Source organism: Ruminococcus gauvreauii (assembly GCF_025151995.1).
In the GTDB taxonomy this organism is placed as follows: domain Bacteria; phylum Bacillota; class Clostridia; order Lachnospirales; family Lachnospiraceae; genus Ruminococcus_G; species Ruminococcus_G gauvreauii.
Window position 1 is genome coordinate 2,989,742 of sequence record NZ_CP102290.1, and the last position, 19,013, is coordinate 3,008,754.

A 19,013-nucleotide genomic window follows, 5' to 3' on the forward strand; every position below is an offset into this window, starting at 1 on the left:
TCGGATGCGCATAGCAGGGCGCCATAATGAGAACCATTTTACTAGAAAAAACTTCTAGGAGGATTCTTGTTATGGCGCTTAATAAAGTTGAGATATGCGGAGTCAACACATCAAAATTACCGATACTTAGCAATGAAGAAAAAGAAGAATTATTCCGAAAGATCAAACAGGGGGATAAAGAGGCCAGGGAGAAATATATCAAAGGGAATTTGCGTCTTGTCTTAAGCGTGATCAAACGTTTTTCCAACAGCAACGAGGCGGCGGATGATCTGTTCCAGATCGGCTGTATCGGGCTGATCAAGGCGATCGACAACTTTGATACGACATTAAACGTCAAATTCAGTACGTATGCCGTACCGATGATCATCGGAGAGATCCGGCGTTATCTGAGGGATAACAACAGCATCCGTGTGAGCCGTTCTCTCAGAGACATTGCATATAAAGCTATATTCGCCAAGGAAAACTACGTGAAGCAGAATCTTCGTGAACCGACCATAGCAGAGATCGCCGAGGAAGTGGGGATCCAGAAAGAGGATATCGTCTATGCGCTGGATGCAATCCAGAGTCCCATGAGCCTGTACGAACCGGTATATACGGAAGGCGGCGACACGCTGTACGTGATGGATCAGATCAGCGATAAAAAGAATAAAGAAGAAAACTGGATTGAAGACCTGTCGCTCCAGGAAGCGATGAACAGACTGAACGAGCGGGAAAAACATATCATTCAGCTCCGTTTCTTCGAGGGGAAAACGCAGATGGAAGTGGCAACCGAAATCGGAATCTCACAGGCGCAGGTGTCCCGTCTGGAAAAGAGCGCGCTGCGAAGCATGAAAAATTATCTGTCATAATTTGCAAAGAGAGAAGAAAAATGTTATGATATTCACAGTCGTGTGATGGGAGAGCGAAAAAGGGGGAAGAGCATGAGATGTCCATTTTGTAACCAGGATAACACCAGGGTTGTTGATTCAAGGCCGGTCGAAGACAGCAATGCAATCCGCAGGCGCCGTATGTGCGATGAGTGCGGAAAACGCTTCACCACATATGAGAAAGTTGAAACGATCCCGCTGATTGTGATAAAGAAGGACCAGAACAGGGAGCAGTATGACCGCGCAAAGATTGAAGCCGGTGTGCTGCGCGCATGCCATAAGCGTCCGATTTCGGCCGAGAGAATTACGGATCTTATAGATTCAGTCGAGACTGAGATTTTTAATATGGAGGAGCGGGAGATTCCCAGCTCAGTGATCGGAGAGATAGTGATGGATAAGCTCAAGGACCTCGAGGCGGTTGCGTACGTGCGTTTTGCATCCGTTTACCGCGAGTTTAAAGATGTCAATACGTTCATGGATGAGCTCAAAAAGATTTTGAAATAGATTGCCCTTTCTGTCGGAGTATGATATAATTCAAGCGTTATGAATTGGCACTTTAGCGAGTCAAAGCGCCAAAGAAAATGAGGAAAGAGGGATCATATGAAAAACAAGACAGTGAAAAGAATTATGGCTGTTGGCCTGTCTGCAATGCTGGCGGCAGCAATGTTTGCAGGATGCGGATCTAAGAGCAGCGATGAGAGCAAGTCTGCAGATGAATCAGCCGAGCCAACGCCTTCAGTGGAGGCAGCAGATGATGCAGCTGAAGAAAAAAATACAGAGTCAGGGGACGGCACCGTATATAAGATCGGTGTGATCCAGTACGTACAGCATGATGCACTGGATGCATCCAACAAAGGCTTTTTTGCGGCGCTTGATGAGATGGGAATTCAGTATGAGGCGGATCAGCAGAATGCAGCGGGAGAGGCTTCATCCTGCCAGACGATCGCCCAGACGCTGGTGAATAATGGAAGTGACCTGATCTTTGCGATCGCGACTCCGGCAGCACAGGCTGTTGCAGGCGTTACCTCTGATATTCCGGTAGTCCTGACAGCTGTCACAGACCCAGCAGAATCCGGACTTGTCGAGTCCAACGACGCTCCGGGCGGAAATGTGACCGGTACATCTGATCTGACTCCGGTTAAAGAGCAGATCGATCTGATGAAACAGATTCTTCCTGACGTGAAAAAAGTTGGTGTCCTGTACTGTTCCGCTGAATCAAATTCTGCGATTCAGGCACAGATGGCAAAAGACGCATGTGCTGAGCTGGGAATTGAGTGCGAAGATTACACCGTGTCCTCATCGAATGAAATCCAGTCTGTCGTGGAATCATCCATCGGCAAAGTAGATGCGCTGTATGCACCGACAGACAATGTTATCGCGGCAGGCATGGCGACAGTGGCAATGATCGCCAACGATAATAAGATGCCGGTAATCTGCGGTGAAGGCGGAATGGTGACAGAAGGCGGTCTGGCTACTTATGGAATCGACTACTATCAGCTGGGTTACATGGCAGGACAGCAGGCAGCAGAGATCCTTGTGGATGGAAAAAGCCCTGCAGACATGCCGATCGGTTATCTGGACGCATCCAAATGTGAACTGCAGGTAAATGATGAGACAGCGCAGGCACTGGGACTTGATTTATCTGCACTGGATACAGGAAGCGAAGAATAAGAAACAGGCGCAGCAAACGTATCGAAAGCGGAAAACAACAGGACCAAGGGAGCCAACTTCGGCTCCCTTGGTATTTCTGTTCTTTAATACGGTTGATTCCGGAAAAGATTTTGACGAAAGAATAATGGTCAGCGTTGTATTTTCGTGAAAGTATTTTCTTTAAAAGATACCACGTACACGTAGGAGGATAAAAATATGAGTGGGTTTTTTGTTTCAATGCAGGGAGCGGTATCGCAGGGAATTCTCTGGGGGATTATGGTACTCGGTGTTTATATTACCTTCAAGATTCTGGATATCGCGGACTTAACGGTTGACGGGAGTTTTGCGCTCGGGGGATGCGTATGCGCCACATTGATCGTAGCACACGGATGGAATCCGGTGGCAGCGCTTTTGATATCGCTGGTGGCGGGTGTGATCGCAGGAGGTGTGACCGGGTTTCTGCATACGGTGTTTGAGATACCGGCAATTCTGGCGGGGATTCTGACGCAGATTGCGCTGTGGTCTATTAACCTCAGGATCATGGGCGGAAAGAGTAATATTCCGCTGCTTAAATCAGATACTGTGTTTTCATGGATGGTGGATGCGACAGGACTTTCCCAGACTCATGCGAGCATGATACTCGGTGTTGTGATCGCAGTATTGTGTATCGGCCTCCTGTACTGGTTTTTCGGAACGGAGCTCGGGGCCGCGCTCCGTGCCACGGGTAACAATGAGGACATGATCCGTGCGCTCGGTGTCAACATCAAAAAGACAAAAATGCTGGCCCTGATGATCAGCAACGGCCTGGTCGGTCTTTCCGGAGGTCTGGTCTGTCAGAGTCAGAAATACGGAGATATCAACAATGGTACGGGCGCCATTGTGATCGGTCTTGCGGCGATCGTGATCGGTGACGTGCTGATGGGACGGCTCCGCTCTTTTGGAAGCAAGCTGACTTCGGCCATTGTAGGTTCTGTTGTCTATTTCCTGATTCGTGCGATTGTACTGCAGCTCGGTATGAGCGCAAATGACATGAAACTGCTTTCGGCCATCATCGTCGCGCTTGCGCTGTGTATACCGGTGGCGGTTGAGAAACTGCGGATCAGAAAATCCTATTCCGAAGGGGGAAAGTAGACATGTTAAAACTGATGAATGTACAGAAGACGTTCAATAAAGGGACGATCAATGAAAAAAAAGCGCTGACCGGCATTGACCTTCATCTGAGGCAGGGGGATTTTGTGACAATTATCGGCGGGAACGGCGCCGGAAAATCAACAATGCTGAATATGATCGCGGGAGTGTATCCGATTGATTCCGGGAAGATCATCCTGGACGGAGAAAATATATCCAGGAAACCGGAATATGCAAGAGCCAAATTCCTCGGACGGGTATTTCAGGATCCCATGAAAGGCACGGCGGCGCAGATGGAGATTCAGGAGAATCTGGCGCTGGCATATCGAAGAGGCCAGCGGAGGACATTGCGTTGGGGGATCACCAGGGCGGAAAAAGCGCGTTACCATGAGGAACTGAAATCTCTGGGTCTGGGTCTGGAAGACCGCATGACCTCGAAGGTAGGCCTGCTTTCCGGAGGCCAGCGGCAGGCGCTGACTCTTCTGATGGCTGCGCTGCAGCAGCCGAAACTGCTGCTTCTGGACGAACATACGGCGGCGCTGGACCCCAAGACGGCAGCCAAGGTGCTGGAACTGACGGAGAATATAATATCGGAGCAGAAACTGACAGCGATGATGGTAACTCATAATATGAAGGATGCCATTCGTATGGGCAATCGGCTGGTCATGATGCACGAGGGCAGGATTATCTACGATGTGGACGGAGATGAGAAGAAACAGCTGAAGGTGGAGGATCTGCTCAGGAAATTTGAACAGGCCAGCGGCGGAGAATTTGCAAATGACCGCATGATGCTGGCGTAGGAGTAAGAGAATATGAGAACATTTGATAAGTCTGCGAAGCTGGACAATGTATTGTATGATGTCAGGGGACCTGTCGTGGAAGAGGCGGGCCGGATGGAAGAGGCAGGACTTGAGATTCTGAAGCTGAACATTGGAAATCCTGCGCCGTTTGGCTTTTCGGCGCCGGAAGAAGTGATCCTTGATATTCGTCAGTCAGTGCGTGACAGCCAGGGATACTCTGATTCAAGAGGAATTTTTGCGGCCAGAAAGGCGATTATGCAGTACTGCCAGCTGAAGGGGATTCCAAATGTCGGTATCAATGATGTATATACCGGGAATGGCGTGAGCGAACTGATCACGCTGTGTATGCAGGCTCTGCTCAATGACGGGGACGAAATTCTGATACCTGCACCGGATTATCCGCTCTGGACCGCCACGGCAAATCTATCCGGCGGGAAAGCGGTTCATTACATCTGTGACGAACAGTCTGACTGGAATCCGGATATCAACGATATACGGGAGAAGATCACAGATAAGACAAAGGCTATCGTCATCATCAATCCGAATAATCCGACGGGCGCACTGTATCCCAGAGAGGTCCTGCAGGACATTGCAGATATTGCCCGCGAACATGAACTGATCATCTTTTCGGATGAAATCTACGACCGGCTGGTGATGGACCAGGAAGAGCATATATCGATTGCTTCTCTTGACCCGGATCTGTTCTGCGTGACGTTTTCCGGACTCTCCAAATCACATATGATCGCGGGGTTTCGGATCGGCTGGATGGTGCTGAGCGGCAGAAAATCTCATGTGCAGGGATACATAGAGGGGCTGAATATGCTCTCCAATATGCGCCTGTGCTCCAACGTGCCGGCTCAGACAATCGTACAGACTGCGCTCGGAGGGTATCAGAGCGTTGAGGAATATATCGTACCGGGCGGAAGGATTTATGAACAGCGCAACTACATCTGTGAGGCGCTGAATGATATACCGGGAATCACGGCGGTGAAACCGAAGGGCGGTTTTTATATTTTTCCGAAGATCGACACTAAAAAGTTTAATATCAGGGATGATGAACAGTTTGTGCTGGACTTTCTTCGCAGCAAACGCGTATTGCTGGTACATGGCGGCGGATTTAACTGGAAAGAACCGGATCATTTCCGGATCGTATATCTGCCGCGCGTGGAGGTGCTGCAAAAATCCATGAAGAAGCTGCGGGATTTTCTGGAGGATTATCATCAGTAGGCAGATAAAAGAGTGCGGTTCAATAACAGGTGAAAAGTTATTGAACCGCACTCTTTTCAAATGACTGCAGATTCAGGTCGCAGAGCTGCGGGAGTGAAAAATCCTGTCATCGATATCTTGGATTGTGATATGTGCCAGATGTCTCAGACAGAGATCGTTTAATTCTCCGTAAATACCGTCCATGATTCCAGCCATGCCGGAAGCTACCAGGCATTCTTTATCCACGCTTCCCGTTTTCCAGGAAGCTTTAATCAGCGGCATACGCAGTGCATCGCTGATCTGAGCCAGTGTCAGCTGGTCTGCAGGCAGCGTCATATAGTATCCGCCCTTTACGCCCTCCCTGGTTCCCACCAGACCGGCGGATTTCAGGGGGGCCATCACCTTCCGAACGCGCGCCGGATTGGTACAGACATTGTCTGCAAGTGCGTCGCTGGATAAGGTTTCTCCTTTATGGTTTAAAAATACGAGTGCATGCACTGCGATCGCAAATTCACTTGTCATTTCTCCGTTACATCCTTTCGTTTTTTCCATGTAGAATCCACAGCGCCAAAACTGCAGCTGCGAATACAGTCGCCGCAGCGGATACATTCCCGGCTGTTAGGTGTTTTCCACACCTGGATGCCCATTTTACACACCTTTTCACATTTCCCGCAGTGTGTGCATTTTTCTGCATCCACGCGATAGCGGTACAGGGCGATGGGATGAAAAAGCCCATACACTGCGCCGAGGGGGCAGAGATATTTGCAGAACGGGCGGTAGATCATAAGAGAGAGCAGTACGATCACTGCCAGGATCACGCCCTTCCATGCAAACAGAAATCCCGCGGCTCCCCGGAGTGCTTCATTTCCGATCATCAGGGGAATGCCGGCCATCAATGTTCCGCTGGGGCATATGTACTGACAGAACCATGGGGCTCCCTGCCCTGTTATATCCAAAACCAGCAGGGGAAGCAGTATTACAAAGACGAGCAGTATCACGTACTTCGCCCATACAAGGACCCGGTGTCCGGGAAGGTTCTTCCATTTTCGCACAAAGGGAATTTTATAGATAAGGTCCTGAACCAGCCCAAAAGGGCACAGCCAGCCGCATACGAACCTCCCAAGCAGTGAACCGACCAGGACCAGGAAGCCAAATATGTAAAATGAAAACCTGTAATTCCTGCTGCCCAGTACTGCCTGCAGCGATCCGATCGGACAGGAGCCAAGAGCACCCGGACAGGAGTAGCAGTTCAGACCGGGAACACACAGGGATTTTGTCGGTCCGGTAAAGATCCTGCCCTCGACAAAGCCCCATACGTATCCGTTTGTCAGTGCGGTGAAGGCAGCCTGTACCCACAACCGTATTCTTGAATCTGTTTTTTTCTTTTGTTTATCCAATTCCAATACACTCCAGACATACATTGACTGCCTTCATAAAGACCGTATCAGCCTCACCTCTCAGAACGCCCAGGGTGATTCCGAATACAGCGGCCAGCAGCAGTGATCTTCGAATCCATGTTCTCTTCGTCTCATTCATTGACCTGCTCCAGTAATTCTTCCACGATTTTTTCCCATTCTTCTTTCGGCTTGCCGCCCACATAAGTCTCGCCCAGCTGGGTACCGTTCTGATCCACGAATATGGTTGTCGGCACATACTGGATCTCTGAGAGGACGCCCCGCATCAGATCGTCCGATGCGATAATCTGAGTATAATCGGTCCCCGCCGATTTTGCAATCGTTAATGCGGCCTCATCTTCAGGCTTGCTGACATCCGTGATTACACCTAAGATCTGAAATCCCTGGTCACGATATTCCTTATCCAATTCTGACAGGTAGGGCATATGCTGAATACACGCTCCGCAGTAGGTGGCCCAGAAATTCACCATGGTCAGTTTTGCTTCGCCGAAGATATCCTGATTTACCGGTTCGCCCCCGAGCGTCTCGGTCTCGAATGCACCAAACGGGCCGGCTGTATGATCCTTTGTTTCTCCCTGTTCGGTTGCCTCCTCTTTCGGCTCACCGGGTGCTCCGCTCTCGGTATCATAGGGCCAGTCGCTGATGCCTCCAAAATCAAAGACGTTGGTGTAGCCGGCCGCTGTCATCTTCTTTGCCGCCTGGGCACTGCGGTTTCCGCTTCGGCAGTATACCAGAATCTCCTGGTCCAGCGAAGGAAGAGCTGCAAGCCGCTCATCTCCAATCTCTTCATTTGGGATCAGTATGGCTCCCGGGATGTGTTTTTCTTCATATTCTTCCTCGGTACGTACATCCAGAATCACGATATCATCACCGGTATCGATGCGTTTTTTTGCTTCCTCCGCTGTGATTTTCCGATATGATGCGGTACTGTCTGAAGTCCCGGTCTCATCTGTCTTACCGCCGGGCGAACAGGCAGTCAGGATACCGGACAGAATCAGTAGTCCGGTCAGTGCGGCTGCTGTTTTGATTCTTCTCATAAAATGTCCTCCTCTTAATTTGAAATAGACTTGTTGGAAACTGTATGAAATATAGTTTCAGTTATACTGTAATGATAAATGTTTCAGTTGAATAAGTCAAGTGTTTTTCGCAAAAAGATAGTTATTGACATATGCCGTTAATGGGGATATAATAAAGCCTGTAAGTGACATATGTCAACAACAGGAGGATAACATAAATGCCAAGGCCGTGTAAACGCCGCCGTATCTGCGAAATGCCGCAGAACAGAAGATTTTTGCCCTCGGATACTGCACAGGGAAATAGCGAGCCTGTGATTATGGCGCTGGACGAATATGAGACGATCAGACTGATTGATTTCGAAGGAATGAATCAGGAAGAGTGTGCACGCAGTATGGGAGTCGCCCGTACCACCGTGCAGGCGATCTATAACAGCGCACGCCGAAAACTGGCGGAGTGTCTGATTGAGGGGAAAGAGCTTTATGTGGACGGAGGAGATTACGTTCTGTGCGAAGGCGATAACAGAGGATGCGGCTGCGGGCACTGCAGAAGACAACAGAATATAAAAGGAGGAAAATATGATGAAAATAGCAGTCACGTATGAAGATGGAAAGGTTTTTCAGCATTTTGGACATTCGGAGAAATTTAAGGTGTATGAGACAGAGGACGGAAAGGTGGTTTCTTCTGAGGTGGCAGATACCAACGGAAGCGGACACGGGGCACTCGCTGATTTCCTTGCGGAAAAGGCAGTGAAAGTCCTTATCTGCGGGGGGATCGGACAAGGTGCGAGACAGGCGCTTGCACAGGCGGGAATCGAACTGTATCCCGGTGTCAGTGGCGACGCAGATCAGGCGGTTTTGGCATATTTGAATGGCAGTCTCTCCTATGACCCGGACACGGTATGCAGCCATCACGAACACCATGAACATGACGGTGAGTGTGCAGGGGGAAACTGCTGCCACTAGGCATATCTTTCCGGTCAGAACTTAAATCAATGAATACAGCACACAAGCCCTGGATATTCCGGGGCTTTTACTGGTTCAGGCAGTTTACTATTCTTCGACATGGTCAAGTCCCTGAGCCAGTATCGTTGCCACATGGTCATCAGCAAGGGAATAGTAAACCGTTTTTCCCTCCCTGCGAAATTTTACAAGTGACATCTGTTTTAGGATTCGAAGCTGGTGTGAGATCGCGCTCTGCGTCATTTCCAGAACCTCGGCGATGTCACAGACACATAATTCCTGTTCCGAGAGTTTATATAATATTCGGATTCTGGTGGGATCGCCAAATACTTTGAACAGATCTGCCAGCCGGTACAGGATGTCTTCTGCAGGCATTGGGGTGTTTTTCAGGTTACGGTGATGATGGGCTTCTGTGCAGACTTCTATCTTTTCTTTTGACATATGGTTTGCATCTCCTTTAAAAAACCGGGACTGCTGCAGAAGGCTGCGGCAGTCCGGGTTATCGTTGATTTATTTTCAGTTTAACTGATAAATGCAATTTGGTCAATGGCGTAAATGCCTATAAGCGTTTGTAAAGAATACGGATTGAGTTCAGGATACAGAGAAATGCTACTCCGGTATCCGCAAACACGGCCAGCCACATGGATGCGAATCCGCAGAGTCCCAGCACCATCACGATTCCCTTGATGACCAGAGCGAAGATAACGTTCTGCCAGGAGATTCTGCTGGTGGAACGGGCGATCCCTACAGACTGAGGAATGGCTTCCATGCTTGAGGTCATAAAGACAACATCTGCCGCTTCAATTGCTGCGTCCGCTCCGCTCCCCATGGCAGCGCCTACATTGGCACCGGCAAGCACCGGGGCATCATTGATGCCGTCACCGACGAACATGACGCTGCCGTATCTGCTGCGCAGATCATGTAAACGTGTAAGCTTATCCTGAGGCAGCAGCCTGGCATGAACCTCGTCGATGCCGGTCTGCTCTGCCACGGAATCTGCACTTTCCTGTGCATCGCCGGTCAGCATGATTGTGGTCAGCCCCAGTTTTTTCAAGGCGGTAATACTTGACCTGGCATCCTCTTTGATGGTATCGGAGATTGTCAGATGTCCCGAGAAAATACCGTCAATGGCGATCAGGACTTCTGTTCCGAATGACGATGGGCGGTAGCTGGCGATATCAACATGCTGTGCTTCCATAAGTTTGCGGTTGCCGCACAGTACTTCTCTGCCGTCAATGACTGCTTTGATACCATGGCCGGCAATTTCCTCAAGAGATGCCGGCTTGGAAAGTCTCAGATCCTTCACTCTTGCAGCTTCCACTATGCTCACGGCGATCGGGTGCGTAGAAGATTGTTCACAGCCTGCTGCCAGCGACAGAAGCTCATCCTGCGTGATATGGCCGCTGGGAACGGTTTCCTGTACAATGAAGTTACCCTCTGTAATCGTACCTGTCTTATCCATGACAACTGCGCGGACTCCTTTTAATGCCTCAAGTGAAATTCCTCCTTTGAACAGGATCCCTTTTTTGGAACCCGCGCCGATCCCGGAAAAGAATGCCAGAGGTACACTGAGAACAAGAGCGCATGGACAGCTCATGACCAGGAAGGTGAGCGCAGTGTAGATCCAGTGCTGCCAGTCACCTGTAATCAGGGAAGGCAGGACGGCAGTTACAAGGGCGAGGATAACGACAAACGGTGTGTAAATCCGGGCAAATCTTGTAATAAAACGGTCAATAACCGGTTTACTGGCTGCTGCATTCTCAACGGAATCCAGGATTCGTGTCACCATGGACTCTGATAATTCCTTTTCAACACGGATTTTCAGCTGACCGCTGGTATTGACACATCCCGACAGGATGGAATCACCGGTTTCTGCCTTGACAGGAACAGGCTCTCCTGTGATAGGCGAGGTATCCAGCTGACTGCTGCCTTCGATGATCACTCCGTCGAGCGGAATACGATCACCGGGACGAACGAGCAGCACGTCGCCGATTCTCGCTTCTTCGGACGGAATCACCAGTACATCGCCGCCTGAGATGAGATTAACGGTTTCGGGGCGCAGATCAACCGCATCCATAATCTGTGAGCGGCTTTTTGAAACTGCCTTTTCTTCGAAGAACTCACCGACGCGGTAGAACAGCATAACACCGACCGCTTCCGGATATTCGCGGATAACAAAGGCACCCAGCGTTGCGATACTCATCAGGAAGTTTTCATCAAATATCTGTCCTCTGGCAATATTCCTGATCGCTGTCCAGATGACTTTCCAGCCAAGGACCGCATAAGCGACAGTATAGATGGGGAGTGTGACGGCAGTTCCAAAGCCCATATGTTCCAGTATTTCACCGGCGATGAAAAGGACCGCCCCGATGATGATTTCTGTCAGGGCGCGGGTGCTTTCCGACATCCCCTTTTTTGCAGCAACGGCTTCATGGCTGCGCACAGAGGATTCTTTTTCGACAATTTCAATACCGTCCTCAATCGCGTTGCAGATCTTCTGAATCTCTGGAATCAGACGCTGCGGCGATTTTGCTGTGAGTTTCAGCTGCTTTGTGGCAAAGGTAATGGATGCACACTCCACATCGGTGAGCTGGTTGATCCGTTGCTCCATCTTTGCAGCGCAGTTGGCACATCCGAGATTCTGAAGGATATAAGTTTTAGTTTTGCTGCTGCCTGCAGAAATAGTATCCTTCGGCACGACGCGAACTTCTGATTCGATGGAGGAGCAGATACTCTGGATCTGTGGAATCAATGCGGCCTGGCCGTCGGCGGATATACGCAGCTGCTTTGTGGCAAACGTGATGCTGGCTGCAGACACACCGGGGAGTTCCTGTATTTTCTGCTCCATCTTAGCTGCACAATTGGCACAGCCGAGATTTTCTAAAATGTAAACGCTCTTTTCGTGGCCGTCATCCGGTAGTTCGGCAGTATTGCCGCTGTGAAAAGCGTGCTCATGATGTTCATGGCCGCAGCCGCAGGACTCATGCCCGTGGTCATGGTGCTCATGCCCGCAGCCGCAGGACTCATGCCCGTGGTCATGGTGCTCATGCCCGCAGCCGCAGGATTCATGGTCGTGCTCATGGTGGTCGTGGTGCTCATGATGTTCATGCCCGCAGCCACAGGTTTCTTTGTGCTGAGGTCCAAGCGATTCTTCCATGCGTTTCATAACTTATCCTCTCCGTTTCTATAATTAAATGATGAAACATATGAATAACTGTTCATATGTTGATTATAAGACCGATCCTGCGAAAAGTCAATATCATTTGTGAAAGTTTTAAAAAATTACTGCACCAGGGGTGATAACAAAATGGAATGGGAAAAACAAAAAAAAAGAGAGAAAAATACAAAAAAGTATGTTATAGTAATTTTGATTTAAAAAGAGTCATAAAAGTTCCTGTTTCAGGATTAATAGGGAAATTGGTGAGAATCCAATGCGATCCCGTCACTGTGAAAAAAGGGTCGACTTCATAACCACTGGATGAAAATATCATATCCGGGAAGGGAAGTAGACAATGCTTTTAAGCCAGGAGACCTGCTTTTATGTGAATGGCAATGCCTACGGTGTATAGGTGTGAGCGAAGCAAATGTAAATTGATTACATGCTTATGCGCACTTATTGTGCGCATTTTTTTATTGCAATGAAGCATTTTTTTTCTGCTTTTTAACCCCTCAGGGGGGATCGCGCTGCAAACACCGGGAGAAAGGCACCAAGAACCTTCCTCCCTTAATTATTTTTGTTTTTATTCTGAAGACGGCGTCAGTAAATTTAGCATTGACTATGGAGAATGAAAAGGGGGACATATGGATATCAAGCAGTTGCAGTATTTTGTGACAAGTGTTGATCTGGGGAGTTTTCATGCAGCAGCGGAGGTGCTGATCACGACACAGCCGAATGTCAGTAAGGTTATCAAGGCGCTGGAAGAAGAGATGGGCATGGTGCTGCTTGTCAGGAACAGAAGCGGGGTTACGCTGACGAGAGAGGGAGAGCAGGTCTACCGGTATGCACTGAGTACGCTGAAGAATTTTGAAATGCTGAATAGTCTAAAGGGAGAAAGAGAAGAGGGACTGACGGTGTGCTGTACACCCAGTAATAATCTGTCAACGCTTCTCGCAGAATTTTACGGGCTGAAAGCGTATAGAAAACCACATCTGGATCTCAGAGAAGGCGACTTTGAAGATATCGTGGTATGGGTGCACCGGAGGAGTGCGGAGCTGGGCTTTACTTACATATCCAGAAGAAATCAGCCGGTATTTGAAGAAAGGCTGAGAACGAAAGGTCTGGAATTCCATGAACTGGCGAAAACATCACTTTTTTTGTTCTGCAGCGAAAAGAATCCGCTGTTCGACAGGCGGTGCGTTTCAGAAAAGGACCTGGAGGCTGTAAAGCTGATTCAGAGAAGAGAGGACATTCACTCTCTGTCGAAGCATTTAGGTGTTTTGAATGGGGAGGGGTTAAACAGATCCGGCAGACAGGAGATCGCCTGTACAAACAGCGATCATTTTTTGATACAGCTGTTGAAACATACAGATTACTGCTCGGTTGACAGCAGTTTTCTAAAAGATAAGTATAAGGAATATCAAATCAAGGCGATTCCTGTCAGAGGAAGCGAAAACAGTGTCTCATTCGGATATATCAAACGAATCAAGGATTCTCTGTCGGAGATGGCGCATGAATTTATCAGATATCTGGAAGAACAGATCGGAAAGGAGAGGTGATATGATAACAAAACAGAAGCTGCAGGAGGATGAAGGATTGTGAATAAGAAACAACTGGGAAGAAGATTGATACAGATTTTAGTTGTGCTGTTTGGCATCAGTTTTTTTACTTTTGGGCTGACGTATCTTTCTCCGGGGGACCCCGCGGAAATCATGCTGACTGAGTGCGGGAACGTGCCGACTCCGGAGCTTCTCGAACAGACACGGGCGGAACTTGGCCTGGACAAACCGTTTCTCATTCAATATGGAACCTGGCTGAAGGGTGTTCTGACCGGGGATATGGGTACTTCTTATTCTATGAAAGTACCTGTCGTGGAAAAACTGACTTCTTGTTTCTGGCCGACCCTGAAACTGGCATTGTTCTCACTGATCATCATGCTGGCTGTGTCCATTCCACTGGGGATTCTGTCGGCTGTATACCAGAACCGATGGCCGGATTACCTGGTGCGGGGGCTGACCTTTATGGGAGTCTCAATCCCAAGCTTCTGGGTCGGTTTGATTCTGCTCAGTATTTTCGGTGTTACGCTCAGATGGGTTACCGTATCGGGGGGAAGTACGGATTTTAAATCACTGATTCTTCCTGCGGTAACGCTGGCATTTTCCATGTCGGCAAAGTATACCCGGCAGGTACGCATTGCAGTGTTGGAAGAACTACGGCAGGACTATGTGACGGGAGCAAGGATGCGGGGCATCAGAGAGAGTACGATTCTCTGGAAGCATGTGCTCCCGAATTCCATGCTGCCGCTGGTCACACTTCTGGGAATTTCTCTGGGGAGTCTGCTCGGTGGTACTGCAGTTGTTGAAATCATTTATAACTGGCCGGGACTGGGAAGCATGGCGGTCAAAGCGATCTCCTGCCGGGATTATCCGCTGGTACAGGGATATGTGCTGTGGATTGCGCTGCTGTATATGGGAATTAATCTGCTGGTGGATCTCTCCTATAACCGGCTGGATCCCAGGCTGAAGGAGGAAAGATAACGTGAAGATACTGAAGTTTCTAAAGTCTCATAAACAGTTTACGATGTTTTCTGTCCTGGCATTGATCATTGTAGGTGTGGCGTTACTGGCACCGCTGATCTCTCCGCATGACCCGTATGATGCGGTGATGTCGGATTCTTTAAAGGCACCGGACGGCACGTATACGTGCGGGACAGATAAACTTGGCAGAGATGTACTATCCAGGGTGATCTATGGCACCAGGTCATCCCTGACGATGACGCTGATCCTGGTGGCGGTGATCCTGGTCGTCGGTACGGCTCTCGGTGTGATCGCCGGTTACTTTGGCGGTGCGGTCGATGCTGTCATCATGCGGCTGGCTGATATGATGATTTCTTTTCCGGGACTTGTACTGGCGATCGCGATAGCAGGTCTTCTGGGGCCCAATATGGTCAATGCCGTGATCGCGATAGCCGCTGTGAGCTGGACAAAGTATGCGAGACTGGCGAGGAGTATGGTTCTGAAGATTAAGAACAATCTGTATATGGAGGCGGCTGTCGTAACCGGAACCAGCACAAAAAACATAATTCTGAAACATGTGCTCCCCAATATGATCACGACGATGGTTGTGACTGCTGCAACAGATATCGGCACGATGATGCTGGAGCTGGCAGCGCTGTCTTTTCTGGGCTTTGGGGCCCAGGCTCCGACTCCGGAGTGGGGGCTGATGCTGAATGAGGGCAGAACTTACATAAGCAAAGCGCCATGGCTTATGATCTATCCCGGTATTGCAATTGTTATCGTGGTGGTCGTTTTTAATATGCTGGGTGACAGCATCCGGGATATCCTGGATCCGAAACAGGAATAGGGAAAAAATTAGAATGAGAACAACGTTATGCGAGGAAAGAGAGGAAGAAATCAATGTATAAATGGATGAAAAAAACAATGGGTCTGGCACTTGCGTCGCTAATCGGCATATCACTGCTCGCAGGATGCCAGAAGTCAGAGAGTGCGGCAAAAGGTTCTGCGGCATCCGGGCAGGAGGCATCCGGGCAGACGGCTTCCGGCGGGGAGGTCACTATCGGTGTGACGAGTTTCGCTGATACACTGGAGCCCACGGAACAGTATTTCAGCTGGGTGGTGACGCGTTATGGTGTGGGAGAAACGCTTGCTAAATTTGATGAGAACGGCGAGATTGTACCGTGCCTGGCAAAAGAGTGGTCGGTGAGTGAGGACCAGCTCACCTGGACATTTAAGATCAGGGAAGGTGTAAAGTTCTCAAATGGCAATGACATGACACCTGAGGCTGTGAAGGCCTCACTGGAACGAACTTTTGAACTGAGTGACAGGGCAGCCACGTTCTTCGATCCGGAGTCTATTGAGGTTGACGGGCAAAATCTGCTGATCAGGACAAAAGACCCGGTGGCAGTCGTACCCGGCAGTCTTGCGGACCCGCTGTTCCTGATCGTGGATACAACCGCTGACACGGATTCCTTTGCAATGAGCGGACCGATCTGTACGGGACCGTATGCGGTGGAGAGCTTCAACCCGACGGATTCCTGTATCGTCGTTAAAAATGAATATTACTGGGACGGCGAAGTTCCGCTTGATAAAGTGACATTAAAGTGTATTGATGATCAGACGACACGTTCCATGGCTTTACAGACGGGTGAAATCGATATCGCTTACAATCTTAAGACTGAGAACATCGCCGACTTCGAAGGTGACGAGAGCATTGAAATTCAAAAGCTGCAGTCACTGCGGTCCACGTATGCGTTTATGAATCAGAACGGTGTGCTGGGAGACATCAGGCTCCGTCAGGCGATCATACGCGGCCTGGATAAAGAGACATACTGCAGCACGCTGCTCGAAGGCGGTGCAACTCCGGGAAAAGCTCCGGTCCCACCGACACTGGACTTTGGATTTGACGAACTGCAGGATGAGAATGCATATGATCCGGAAGGGGCGAAGGCGCTTCTCGCCGAGGCTGGTTATGAGGACCTGGATGGTGATGGCTTTGTGGAGACGCCGGAAGGCGAAGTACTGGATCTGAATTTTGTCATCTATACAAGCCGTGAAGAACTGAATGTATATGCACAGGCAGCACAGGCGAGTCTGAAAGATATAGGTATTAAGGTCACTCTGAATACTGTGAGTTACGAGACGCTGCTGGACATGAGAGATTCCGGGGATTTTGATATGCTGATCTGGAATGTGCTGGTGGCAAATACCGGTGATCCTGAAAAATATCTGCGTGAAAACTGGCACAGCACATCGGCATCCAATCAGACCGGGTATCTTAATCCGGAAGTAGACAGCCTGCTGGATCAGCTGGCAGCAGAATTTGATGAAGATGCAAGAAAGGACCTGACGATTCAGATTCAGCAGCTGATCATGGATGACGCATCGACCGTGTTCTTTGGATATGAGACGACGTATCTGTTTTCGAACAGCAGGGTTACAGGCGTTACCATGTATCCGATGGATTATTACTGGCTGACGAAGGATATCGCGCTGGCTGAATAAAGGAGTATCATATGCTGGAGATAAAAGATTTGACTGTACAGTATGGAAAACAGGAACCTGTCATGGAACACTTTGGCCTTTCGATGAAAAAAGGAGAGATCATCAGTGTTGTGGGAGAAAGCGGGAGCGGGAAGACGACAGTGATACGCGCTGTACTTGGGGCCCTGCCCGGCGCTGGCAGGGTTACCGATGGAGATATTCTTTTCCAGGGGGAATCCATGCTGTCAAAATCCAAAGAAGAATGGCAGAAGATCCGCGGCACTAAGATATCCATGATCTTTCAGGACTGCGGGGGGACTTTGAACCCGATTCGGAAGATCGGCAGGCAGTATGTGGAATACATATGTACTCACAGCAGGATGTCAAAGAGTGAGGCGTGGGGGAAGGCGATTGACATGCTGAACAGGATGCGGCTTCCGGACGGGGAGAATATTATGAAAAGTTATCCTCATCAATTAAGCGGAGGCATGCGGCAGAGAGTGGGGATTGCCATGGCGATGACGTTTGAGCCACAGCTTTTACTGGCTGATGAACCGACCAGTGCACTGGATGTGACAACTCAGGCGCAGATTGTGCGTCAGATGATGGAACTTCGGGATACATTTGGAACCGGTATCATCATTGTCACTCATAATCTGGGAGTGGCATCTTATATGGCGGATCAGCTGATCGTCATGCAGTATGGGAAGGTGGTTGACAGCGGTACGCGAGATGAGGTCATGAACCATCCTTCCAGTGAGTACACGAAGGATCTGCTGACAGCTGTTCCGGAGATGGGAGGTGAGCGTTTTGTTTCGTGATGCCGATATTGTACTGCAGGCGAAACATATCACAAAGGTGTATCCGGCTTCCGGGAAACGCAGCCTGACGGCCTGCAATGATATCAGCCTGAATGTCTATAAAGGAAAGACGCTTGGTATCGTCGGAGAGAGTGGGTGCGGCAAATCTACCTTCGTGCGTATGTTGATGCAGCTGGAGAACCCGACAGAGGGAGAAATCCTTTATCATGGAAAAGATCTGCTCAGTGTCTCCGGACGGGAGAAAAGAAACAACAGGCGCCACATGCAGATGGTCTACCAGGATCCGCTTGCTTCTTTTGATCCGAAGATGAAAATCATAGATATTCTGACAGAACCTCTGCTGAACTTTGGAATGCTGAAGAAGCCTGACAAAGCGAAAAAGGCGAAAGAACTTTTGAAAATGGTAGATTTATCAGAAGAATTTCTGTACCGTTATCCGCATAATATGAGCGGAGGCCAGCGGCAGCGCGTCAGCATCGCACGCGCACTGTCACTGGAACCGGAGATTCTTGTATGTGATGAGGCGACTTCCGCACTCGATGTCTCAATCCAGAAGAACATCATAGAACTCCTGGTGCGTCTGCAGAAGGAAAAACATATCAGTATTGTTTTTATCTGTCATGATATTGCTTTGGTTCAGTCCTTTGCACATCAGCTGGCGGTAATGTACCTGGGGAATATCGTAGAAGTAATACCGGGGGACGAGGTGGCCAAATACGCCTGTCACCCGTATACACAGGCACTGCTGGACGCACTGTTTTCCATTCATATGGAACCCGGAAAGAAGATTGGGAGTATAGAGGGAGAGGTTCCAAGCCCACTGGATGTGCCGCCGGGATGTCCGTTTCAGAATCGATGCAATGATTCTGCCGAGGAGTGCAAAAGCCGTAAGCCAAAACTGACAATGGTTTCAAAAGGTCATCTGACAGCATGCCGTAAGGGCCGAAAGAAAACTTTCATCCATTCCTGATCAGAGCCGCAGCAGGTGCGCCAT

General features: G+C 49.4%; 20 protein-coding genes and 1 riboswitch. Of the genes, 14 read left to right on the forward strand and 6 right to left on the reverse strand.

Translation table 11 applies throughout. From position 1 onward, the window contains the following. Window positions 1–71: 71 nt before the first annotated feature. The 6 genes from sigG (at window position 72) to NQ502_RS14215 (ending at window position 5,671) form a co-directional block, all read left to right on the forward strand. A complete protein-coding gene (sigG, locus tag NQ502_RS14190; protein ID WP_028529770.1) occupies window positions 72–848 on the forward strand; it encodes an RNA polymerase sporulation sigma factor SigG in 777 nt (258 codons plus the stop codon). Between the two features lie 72 nt (window positions 849–920). Beyond that, window positions 921–1,370, forward strand: a complete 450-nt coding sequence (gene nrdR, locus NQ502_RS14195; protein ID WP_028529771.1) for a transcriptional regulator NrdR — start codon at window positions 921–923, stop codon at window positions 1,368–1,370. A 96-nt stretch (window positions 1,371–1,466) separates the two neighbouring features. Next, window positions 1,467–2,537, forward strand: a complete 1,071-nt coding sequence (locus NQ502_RS14200; protein WP_242830293.1) for an ABC transporter substrate-binding protein — start codon at window positions 1,467–1,469, stop codon at window positions 2,535–2,537. A 195-nt stretch (window positions 2,538–2,732) separates the two neighbouring features. Further along, window positions 2,733–3,647 (forward strand): ABC transporter permease, encoded by a 915-nt coding sequence (locus NQ502_RS14205; protein WP_028529773.1) that lies wholly within the window; start codon window positions 2,733–2,735, stop codon window positions 3,645–3,647. A gap of 2 nt (window positions 3,648–3,649) precedes the next feature. After that, the gene (locus NQ502_RS14210; RefSeq protein ID WP_028529774.1) at window positions 3,650–4,444 is read left to right on the forward strand and encodes an ABC transporter ATP-binding protein; all 795 of its coding nucleotides are present in this window, start codon (window positions 3,650–3,652) and stop codon (window positions 4,442–4,444) included. 12 nt (window positions 4,445–4,456) lie between these two features. After that, window positions 4,457–5,671 (forward strand): aminotransferase class I/II-fold pyridoxal phosphate-dependent enzyme, encoded by a 1,215-nt coding sequence (locus NQ502_RS14215; RefSeq protein WP_028529775.1) that lies wholly within the window; start codon window positions 4,457–4,459, stop codon window positions 5,669–5,671. Window positions 5,672–5,743: 72 nt separating this feature from the next. On the opposite strand, the gene NQ502_RS14220 is transcribed toward NQ502_RS14215, so the two are convergent. Genes NQ502_RS14220 through NQ502_RS14235 form a run of 4 tightly spaced genes read right to left on the reverse strand, consistent with a single transcriptional unit; the run spans window position 5,744 to window position 8,102 of the window. Next, window positions 5,744–6,172, reverse strand: coding sequence for an RrF2 family transcriptional regulator (locus NQ502_RS14220; protein ID WP_028529776.1), 429 nt, complete (start codon window positions 6,170–6,172; stop codon window positions 5,744–5,746). Beyond that, the gene (locus NQ502_RS14225; protein ID WP_028529777.1) at window positions 6,169–7,047 is read right to left on the reverse strand and encodes a 4Fe-4S binding protein; all 879 of its coding nucleotides are present in this window, start codon (window positions 7,045–7,047) and stop codon (window positions 6,169–6,171) included. Before NQ502_RS14225 ends, NQ502_RS14220 begins: the two co-directional genes overlap by 4 nt. Next, window positions 7,040–7,186, reverse strand: coding sequence for a CD1871A family CXXC motif-containing protein (locus tag NQ502_RS14230; protein WP_169579929.1), 147 nt, complete (start codon window positions 7,184–7,186; stop codon window positions 7,040–7,042). The genes NQ502_RS14225 and NQ502_RS14230 overlap by 8 nt, the downstream gene beginning before the upstream one ends. Further along, window positions 7,179–8,102 carry a rhodanese-like domain-containing protein gene (locus NQ502_RS14235; RefSeq protein ID WP_242830294.1) on the reverse strand — a complete coding sequence of 308 codons (924 nt, stop codon included), beginning with the start codon at window positions 8,100–8,102 and terminating at the stop codon, window positions 7,179–7,181. Before NQ502_RS14235 ends, NQ502_RS14230 begins: the two co-directional genes overlap by 8 nt. Window positions 8,103–8,299: 197 nt before the next feature. On the opposite strand from NQ502_RS14235, the gene NQ502_RS14240 reads away from it, so the two are divergent. Next, window positions 8,300–8,683, forward strand: a complete 384-nt coding sequence (locus NQ502_RS14240) for a DUF134 domain-containing protein (RefSeq protein ID WP_028529778.1) — start codon at window positions 8,300–8,302, stop codon at window positions 8,681–8,683. Beyond that, window positions 8,658–9,044: a NifB/NifX family molybdenum-iron cluster-binding protein gene (locus NQ502_RS14245; RefSeq protein ID WP_242830295.1), complete on the forward strand. Its 387-nt coding sequence runs from the start codon at window positions 8,658–8,660 to the stop codon at window positions 9,042–9,044. Before NQ502_RS14240 ends, NQ502_RS14245 begins: the two co-directional genes overlap by 26 nt. 87 nt (window positions 9,045–9,131) lie before the next feature. On the opposite strand, the gene NQ502_RS14250 is transcribed toward NQ502_RS14245, so the two are convergent. Beyond that, window positions 9,132–9,482: an ArsR/SmtB family transcription factor gene (locus tag NQ502_RS14250; RefSeq protein ID WP_028529780.1), complete on the reverse strand. Its 351-nt coding sequence runs from the start codon at window positions 9,480–9,482 to the stop codon at window positions 9,132–9,134. 118 nt (window positions 9,483–9,600) lie between these two features. Continuing rightward, entirely contained in the window at window positions 9,601–12,207 is a 2,607-nt protein-coding gene (locus NQ502_RS14255) for a heavy metal translocating P-type ATPase (RefSeq protein ID WP_148511964.1), read from the reverse strand. A gap of 205 nt (window positions 12,208–12,412) precedes the next feature. Continuing rightward, window positions 12,413–12,595, forward strand: a riboswitch (cobalamin riboswitch). Between the two features lie 247 nt (window positions 12,596–12,842). Here NQ502_RS14255 and NQ502_RS14260 point away from each other — a divergent pair. Genes NQ502_RS14260 through NQ502_RS14285 form a run of 6 tightly spaced genes read left to right on the forward strand, consistent with a single transcriptional unit; the run spans window position 12,843 to window position 18,989 of the window. Then, on the forward strand, window positions 12,843–13,757 hold the full coding sequence (locus NQ502_RS14260) for a LysR family transcriptional regulator (protein ID WP_028529782.1): 915 nt from the start codon (window positions 12,843–12,845) through the stop codon (window positions 13,755–13,757). 39 nt (window positions 13,758–13,796) lie between these two features. Beyond that, window positions 13,797–14,735, forward strand: coding sequence for a nickel ABC transporter permease (gene nikB / locus NQ502_RS14265; RefSeq protein WP_028529783.1), 939 nt, complete (start codon window positions 13,797–13,799; stop codon window positions 14,733–14,735). A 1-nt stretch (window position 14,736) separates the two neighbouring features. Beyond that, a complete protein-coding gene (gene nikC / locus NQ502_RS14270; RefSeq protein ID WP_028529784.1) occupies window positions 14,737–15,561 on the forward strand; it encodes a nickel transporter permease in 825 nt (274 codons plus the stop codon). A gap of 53 nt (window positions 15,562–15,614) precedes the next feature. After that, the gene (locus NQ502_RS14275; protein WP_028529785.1) at window positions 15,615–17,219 is read left to right on the forward strand and encodes an ABC transporter substrate-binding protein; all 1,605 of its coding nucleotides are present in this window, start codon (window positions 15,615–15,617) and stop codon (window positions 17,217–17,219) included. A gap of 11 nt (window positions 17,220–17,230) precedes the next feature. Continuing rightward, on the forward strand, window positions 17,231–18,019 hold the full coding sequence (locus tag NQ502_RS14280; RefSeq protein ID WP_028529786.1) for an ABC transporter ATP-binding protein: 789 nt from the start codon (window positions 17,231–17,233) through the stop codon (window positions 18,017–18,019). Then, the gene (locus NQ502_RS14285) at window positions 18,009–18,989 is read left to right on the forward strand and encodes an ABC transporter ATP-binding protein (RefSeq protein WP_028529787.1); all 981 of its coding nucleotides are present in this window, start codon (window positions 18,009–18,011) and stop codon (window positions 18,987–18,989) included. The genes NQ502_RS14280 and NQ502_RS14285 overlap by 11 nt, the downstream gene beginning before the upstream one ends. The last annotated feature ends 24 nt before the right edge of the window (window positions 18,990–19,013 follow it).